Here is a 2,630-nt window from a genome sequence, read left to right on the forward strand (position 1 = left end):
CGCCCATTCCACCATCAAGTGCAATTTTTCAGATTACTTTCTGATAGAATAAATCTTTAGGTTTTTCAAAATCTAATACTTTTCTTGGTCTATTATTAATTTTATATTGATATTCTTTAATTTCTTTATCTGTAATATTTTTAAAATCAATGTTTTTTGGTATGTATTGCCGTACAAGACCATTAGTGTGTTCACTAAGACCTCGCTCCCAAGAACTATAAGGATGAGCAAAGAAAAATTGTAGGTTCAATTTCTTTTCAACTCGCTTAAAGTCAGAAAATTCATTACCATTGTCAGCAGTAATTGTCTTTATATAGTTTTTGTAAGGCAAGGTCATATCTATAAGTTCATCTGCTAATGATTTAGCTTTCTTTCCTTCTTTTAACTTTCTCATAAATAACATTTTAGTAGTCATTTCAACCAATGTAAGTATCGCTCCTTTATTTCCTGCTCCTACAATTAAATCTATTTCCCAGTGTCCAAACTCTGTTTTCTGACTTATAACCTCAGGACGTTCTTCAATAGACTTTTTATCTTCTACTTTCTTTTTACAAGTGTACAATGCTCTACTTCTATGCTTAAGCTGATGACGAGTGTGTTTGTATAGTTCGCCTCCGTTTTCTTTGTCTTGGTGAATGAAATTATAGATAGTTGTTTTTCCAACCATTGGTATTCTATTTTTTTTACAATACCCTACAATTTGCTCAACAGACCACTTGTTCTTCAGTGATATGCTTAATAACAAAAACTTTCATTTCTTTAGTAAATTTACGTTCTTTCCTAAAACGTTCTTTACGCTCTTCTGAGATTTCTTGAGCTACTTTTGGACTGTATTTTCCTGTCTTTGTTTTGTTTCTTGACAGCTCTCGACTGACGGTAGAGGGATTACACTCTGCATAAAGAGCAATATCTTTTTGTTTGATTCCGCTTGCTTTTAAAGCAGAAATTACCGACCTTTGCACCAAATTTAAATGCTTATATTCTTTCATTGTCATTTACAAAGAAAAGCATTTATTTTGAAAGAGAAAAGACTTTTATAGTTTTTTCTCTTTTTTTATTTCTCAGAGGGTTTTGCCTCTAAGGGACAACCCTCTGAAAAATAAAAGTTTTACTAAAATTTACTACTTAAAATTGCAATTATTAGTGGAACTTACAGGTAACTTATTGGGGGTTTCGGAAGATATCAAAATATATTAGAATAATATCGGAAAATACCGAGATGAAAGGAAACTATGAAAAAAGTGTACTTAGCTTATAGGAAGCTTATACGAATCTTGGACGATCGGTATAGAAAAAGTGTATAAGAAATTGATTCTTAATATGATACAACGAGTATAAAAATGGTAAAAAGAGGGTTTCGAGGCGAAAGAAAAGAGAAGAGGCACTAGGTTTTAGTCCATAGGCACTAGGGGATAACATCCCCCTAGCCCCCTTCAAAGGCAGGGCTGTTACAAAGTTTTGTAAGTTATTTTAAATTACTATTTTTGCATTCTAATAAAATGTAAAAGTCTATGACACTGATAGAAATGTTATCTAGTATAGAGGATACTAGAAAAAGACGCGGTATCCGCCATAAAATGCCTAACTTCCTGATTATGTGCCTAACAGCAATAATGTCAGGTTATACTGGTTATCGAGAAATAGGCCGTTTCCTCAAAGAAAACCAATGGGAGTTTAAAAAGTATCTAACTTTCTGTAAAGTACCTACATATGGCTCTATTAGAAGGATATTTATGGAAATTGATTTTGATGATTTTGCCCAAAAATTCAATCAGTGGACTGCCCAATTTTTACCAATGTGTCAAGGTGAAACACTTGCTGTTGATGGAAAGGCTATTGCAGGAACTATTAAAGACACTCAAAATAACTATCAGAATTTTGTTTCATTGATAAGTGTTTTTGCTTCACAAAGAGGCATTGTATTAGCTTGTGATAAATTAGAGAACAAAAAAGAATCTGAAATTTATACCGTTCAAAGACTCTTACAAGCCTTAGACATTCAAGGTGAAATAATCACTTTAGATGCCTTACATTGTCAAAAAAACTCTTGAAACTATTATAAAGTCAAAAAATGACTACATAGTACAAGTAAAAGGTAATCAAAAAAAGCTTTTTGAGCAAATAAAAGCAAATGTTGCTACAAAAAAGTATTTAATGCACACTTACCAAGAGTGTTCTTTGCTAAGAGGTCGTGATGAATTGCGTATTACCAAAGTTTATAAAAATTTAGAGGGTATTTCTCCTGAATGGTTTGGTATAAAGCGAATTATAGAAACAACACGTTATGTCAAAACAAAGAAAGGTCAGACAATAGAGATAGTTTACCATATTAGCAGTGTAGCTAAGAATAAGGCTGATTTCTTTGCTAATCACATACGTTCTCATTGGGGTATAGAAAATCGTTTGCACTGGGTGAAAGATGTACAAATGAAAGAGGACAAGAGTAAGACTAAATCAGGTAATGCTCCTGAGAATCTTTCAATAATGAGAAATATATCAATTAACCTATTTCGTCTTAATGGAAAAGACTCTATCAAGTCAGCTATGGAATGGAGTATCATTAATTTCAAAGAACTTATGAATTTAATATATTATAAATCAAACATTTGTAACTCTATGTAACAGCCCTG

General features: G+C 32.1%; 2 protein-coding genes and 1 pseudogene. 1 reads left to right on the forward strand and 2 read right to left on the reverse strand.

All coding sequences use genetic code 11. The features are described 5' to 3' along the window. Positions 1-28: 28 nt before the first annotated feature. Complete coding sequence (locus tag ACSQ7D_RS12905) at positions 29-745, reverse strand: IS30 family transposase (RefSeq protein WP_437136181.1); 717 nt, start codon at positions 743-745, stop codon at positions 29-31. Then, positions 705-989 (reverse strand): helix-turn-helix domain-containing protein, encoded by a 285-nt coding sequence (locus ACSQ7D_RS12910; RefSeq protein WP_264854363.1) that lies wholly within the window; start codon positions 987-989, stop codon positions 705-707. Before ACSQ7D_RS12910 ends, ACSQ7D_RS12905 begins: the two co-directional genes overlap by 41 nt. Positions 990-1,526: 537 nt before the next feature. Between ACSQ7D_RS12910 and ACSQ7D_RS12915 the strand changes: the two are divergent. Further along, positions 1,527-2,622, forward strand: a pseudogene (locus ACSQ7D_RS12915) (ISAs1 family transposase). Positions 2,623-2,630 lie beyond the last annotated feature (8 nt).

The organism is Capnocytophaga sp. G1920 (assembly GCF_051417515.1).

Coding starts and splice junctions, on each gene's coding strand:
- ACSQ7D_RS12910 (WP_264854363.1), bottom strand. CDS start 989: ATGAAAGAATATAAGCATTTAAATTTGGTGCAAAGGTCGGTAATTTCT.